This window comes from Pseudomonas sp. Ant30-3 (genome assembly GCF_000690905.1).
Taxonomy (GTDB): domain Bacteria; phylum Pseudomonadota; class Gammaproteobacteria; order Pseudomonadales; family Pseudomonadaceae; genus Aquipseudomonas.
Window position 1 is genome coordinate 1 of the sequence record NZ_JMCL01000122.1, and the last position, 4,426, is coordinate 4,426.

Sequence of the window (4,426 nt, forward strand, 5' to 3'; positions counted from 1 at the left end):
TGCAACGCGAACACAAGCTAATGCTTTCAGAAAACCATCAGTAAACATCCTCCTTTCAAGGTTTTTCGTAATTAATCCCGGTTACAAACGGCGTCGCTTCGACGCCGTGATTTATTTCAAAAACTGACAGAAATGTAGTGTTCAGGTCAGTTAACTGGCAGTTCAGTTTCTTTAGCATAGCGAGTGTTTTTCTCGCTCATCCTTGAGGTCACTATGAAAGCTAAATTTGTTTCTCCTGTTTTCGCGACAATGGCTCTATTTTTCGGTGCTACAGCCACGGCCAGTGTGGGTCATGGCGACAATGACATGGGTCAACCTGGAACCGCTGCCGAGGTTACCCGCACTGTTGAGGTGAAAATTGGCGACAATTTCTTCGGGCCCCAAAACATCAATGTCAAACCCGGAGAGACGGTTCGATTCGTCCTGCGCAACGAAGGTTCGCTGCTGCATGAATTCAATATTGGTAACGCAGCTGCACATGCTGCTCACCAAAAAGAGATGGCAGCCATGCCGCTGTACGGCACGCTGCCCCCCAGTGGGCACGGGCAAGCGATGGCCGATATGAAGCACGGCAGCGGGGGCATGAAAATGGTCGGGATGGAGCACAACGACCCGAACAGCATTCTGATCGAACCAGGAGCAACCAAAGAGCTTATCTGGACATTTTCCAAAAGCACTGGATTGGAGTATGCCTGCAATATGCCGGGCCACTACCAGTCGGGAATGGTCGGTCAGTTTGACGTGAAATGAACGTGGCTTGATCGATATCACTGTCTCAAAGCGAACGTTGACTACTCTCAGCCACATACGTCAACGCAACTCTTGCGAGGACAGTGGGGACTACATTATGACTAACCATCCACATTCGGTTGAAAACGCTCCTTCGCCTTTCTGGAGGCGCAAAACGGGTGTCTTACTGATCATGCTGGTTGCGATCAGCGCTTTCTACGTGGTCAGGGAACATTTCAGCCATGTTTCGCCTTATTTACCCTATCTGATCCTGTTGATTTGTCCTTTGATGCATTTTTTTGGACATGGCCATGGAGGGCATGGTCGAGATGGTGATCAGGCAGAAGCCAACAAGGATGAGGACGGAAAATAATCATGGCCACCAACACGAGCCACCACGACCATAGTCACTCCCATCCATTAAACCCCCAAGGTGAAGGTCTACGTGATCCGGTGTGCGGCATGACCGTCACGGAGCAGTCTGTTCACAAGTTAACGCACGAGGGCCGGCCTTATTACTTCTGCAGCACCAAGTGTCAGGGCAAGTTTGCGGCGAATCCGCTGCAATACCTCACGCTGGCACCACCGGCGGAGACAGCGCCAGCGGCCGCCGGCACCATCTACACCTGCCCGATGCACCCCGAGATACGTCAGGACCATCCGGGCAACTGCCCCAAATGCGGCATGTCGCTGGAGCCCTTGCTGCCGGAACTCGACGACGATGAGAACCCCGAATTGCGCGATTTTCAGCGCCGCTTCTGGTGGACCTTGCCGCTGACAGGCATGGTCTTTGTTCTCGCCATGTTCGGCCACCGTTTCCAGTGGATGGACATGACCGTGCAGAGCTGGGTCGAACTGGTGCTGTCGATCCCCATCGTCCTGTGGGCCGGATGGCCGTTCTTTACGCGCGGGTGGCAGTCCGTGGTGAACCTCAGTCCGAACATGTGGACCTTGATTGGTCTGGGCACCGGTGCGGCTTTCGTCTATAGCGTGGTCGCGACGGTCACGCCGCAGGTGTTCCCGGCCTCGTTCATCTCCATGGGCCGCGTCGCCGTGTACTTTGAAGCGGCCGCCGTGATCATCTCGCTCACGCTGCTGGGCCAGGTGCTCGAACTCAAGGCCCGGTCGCAGACCTCGGCGGCCATCAAGTCGCTGCTGGGCCTGGCGCCCAAGACCGCCCGCCGCATCCGGGAGGACGGCACCGAAGAGGATATCCCGCTGAACCATGTACATGTGGACGACTTGCTGCGCGTTCGCCCTGGCGAGAAGGTGCCAGTGGACGGCGTGGTAACTGAAGGCGGCAGCTCGGTCGATGAATCCATGCTCACGGGCGAGCCGATACCGGTCACCAAGCGCGTGGGCGACAAGGTGATCGGCGCCACGCTCAACACCAGCGGCGCACTGGTGATGCGCTCTGAACATGTAGGCGCGACCACAATGCTGGCCCAGATCGTGCAAATGGTGGCGCAGGCCCAGCGTTCCCGGGCGCCGATGCAGCGCATGGCCGACGTCGTGGCGGGCTACTTTGTCGTCACCGTTATGGGGATCGCCCTGCTGGCCTTCCTCGGCTGGGGCCTGTTCGGTCCCGAGCCGCGCTGGGTGTTCGGCCTGATCAACGCGGTGTCGGTGCTGATCATTGCCTGCCCCTGCGCGCTGGGCCTGGCCACGCCGATGTCCATCATGGTCGCCACCGGTCGCGGCGCAACGCACGGCGTGCTGTTCCGCGATGCTGCAGCGATCGAAAACATGCGCAAAATCGACACCCTCATCATCGACAAGACCGGCACCCTGACCGAGGGCCGTCCGACGTTCGAGCGCGCTGTGCCTGCGCCCGGCTTTGATGCCGACGAGGTGCTGCGCCTGGCCGCCAGCCTGGACCAGGGCAGCGAGCACCCGCTGGCCGAAACCATCGTGCGCGCCGCCCGCGAGCGCGGCATGCTGCTCGACAAGCCCGAGAATTTCGAGTCCGGCTCGGGCATCGGCGTGCGTGGGCAGGTGGCAGGGCGTCAACTGGCGCTGGGCAACACCACGCTGATGGAGCAGATCGGCGTCTCGGTCGCTGCCCTGGTGCCGCAGGCCGAGGCCTTGCGCGCAGAAGGCGCCAGCGTGATGCACCTGGCAGTCGATGGCCAGCTGATGGGCCTGCTGGCCGTGTCCGACCCGATCAAAGCCAGCACGCCGGAAGCCTTGGCGACGCTCAAGGCTTCGGGGCTGCGCATCGTGATGGCGACCGGCGACGGCCTGACCACGGCCAAGGCTGTTGCAGCCCGCCTGGGCATCGACGAGGTGCATGGCGAGGTCAAGCCGGCCGACAAGCTGCTGCTGGTGGAAAGGTTGCAAAAGGAAGGCCGCGTGGTGGCCATGGCGGGCGACGGCATCAACGACGCGCCGGCGCTGGCCAAGGCCGATGTCGGCGTGGCCATGGGCACCGGAACCGACGTGGCGATGAACAGCGCCCAGATCACGCTGGTCAAGGGCGATCTACGCGGGATTGCGATTGCGCGCGCATTGTCGGAAGCCACGGTGGGCAACATGAAGCAAAACCTGATGTTTGCCTTTTTGTACAACGCGCTGGGCATCCCGATTGCGGCCGGCGTGCTGTATCCGCTGACCGGCTGGCTGCTGTCGCCGCTGATTGCCGCGCTGGCCATGAGCTTGAGTTCGGTGTCGGTGATCGGCAACGCTTTGCGGCTGCGAAACAGACGCGTATGACTCCGCTGTTTTGGTGGTATCGACGGCGGCGGCTGTCACGGTCAAGGAGGTGAATCACAAGATTAGAGGCGGCGTGGCCGGTAATGGCATCCAAGACGGGCCGCCGCAGGCTGAGGCCTAACGATAGAAGTTTTACTTTCTCAATAAGGATTAATCATGATGACAAGTAAAGGTAAGTGGTTTTTAACGGCAATACAGGTCGGGCTGCTGGCCTGGTCCGGCGCTACATGGGCCGCTGACAAGGTGTATGTGGCCAATGAGGGCGCTGACACGGTCAGCGTGCTCGATGCCGCGTCGTTCAAGACACTGGCAAGCGTGCGCGTCGGCAAGACACCGCACAACGTGCAGGTATCGCCCGACGGAAAGGTCGTATGGGTGACCAATAACGGCGAGCCTGATCAGGCGGCTGGCTCTGTGCATAAGGAGATGGCCAAAGGTGAACACAGCGCGATGGCGACGGTAGGAGCTGTTTGGGCCATTGATACCAGTAGTGACGCGGTAATCGCCAAGGTGCCGGTCGGCACGCACCCGGCCCATGTGGTGGTGTCGCCAGATGGCCGCCTTGCCTACGTCACCAACGGCGGCGACGACACGGTGAGTGTGATTGACACATCGGCGCAGCGTGTTGTCGCCACGATTCCGGTTGGTAAGTTCCCCCACGGTCTTCGCATCAGTCCGGACGGCAAGCAGGCCTACGTCGCCAACCTCAAGGGCGGCACGGTGTCGGTCATTGATACCGTCAGCCAAAAGGAGATCGCGCAGGTGCAGGTAGGCAAGGGTCCGGCTCAAGTCGGCTTCACGCCGGACGGTCGTCTTGTCTTGGTGTCGCTGTCGGAAGAAAACGCCGTCGCCGTGATAGACCCGGCCACGCGCCAGGTGATTCGCAAGGTTGCCGTCGGAAGGGTGCCTATCCAGCTGTACGTCACGCCGGATTCGCGCACGCTGCTGGTGGCCAACCAGGGCACGCCCAAGAAGCCTGGCAAAA

At 60.1% G+C, this 4,426-nt stretch carries 4 protein-coding genes; all 4 read left to right on the plus strand.

The genetic code is table 11. The features are described 5' to 3' along the window. Window positions 1-213 precede the first annotated feature (213 nt). The gene (locus DU29_RS0125470; protein ID WP_028624246.1) at window positions 214-750 is read left to right on the plus strand and encodes a cupredoxin domain-containing protein; all 537 of its coding nucleotides are present in this window, start codon (window positions 214-216) and stop codon (window positions 748-750) included. 97 nt (window positions 751-847) lie between these two features. Continuing rightward, window positions 848-1,102 carry a DUF2933 domain-containing protein gene (locus DU29_RS0125475; RefSeq protein ID WP_152635588.1) on the plus strand — a complete coding sequence of 85 codons (255 nt, stop codon included), beginning with the start codon at window positions 848-850 and terminating at the stop codon, window positions 1,100-1,102. Window positions 1,103-1,104: 2 nt separating this feature from the next. Continuing rightward, a complete protein-coding gene (locus tag DU29_RS0125480) occupies window positions 1,105-3,441 on the plus strand; it encodes a heavy metal translocating P-type ATPase (RefSeq protein ID WP_050483177.1) in 2,337 nt (778 codons plus the stop codon). Window positions 3,442-3,597: 156 nt separating this feature from the next. Then, window positions 3,598-4,426 (plus strand): cytochrome D1 domain-containing protein (locus DU29_RS0125485; RefSeq protein WP_033050944.1); only part of this gene is annotated, 829 nt, incomplete at its 3' end.

Coding starts and splice junctions, on each gene's coding strand:
- DU29_RS0125470 (WP_028624246.1), top strand. CDS start 214: ATGAAAGCTAAATTTGTTTCTCCTGTTTTCGCGACAATGGCTCTATTT.
- DU29_RS0125475 (WP_152635588.1), top strand. CDS start 848: ATGACTAACCATCCACATTCGGTTGAAAACGCTCCTTCGCCTTTCTGG.
- DU29_RS0125480 (WP_050483177.1), top strand. CDS start 1,105: ATGGCCACCAACACGAGCCACCACGACCATAGTCACTCCCATCCATTA.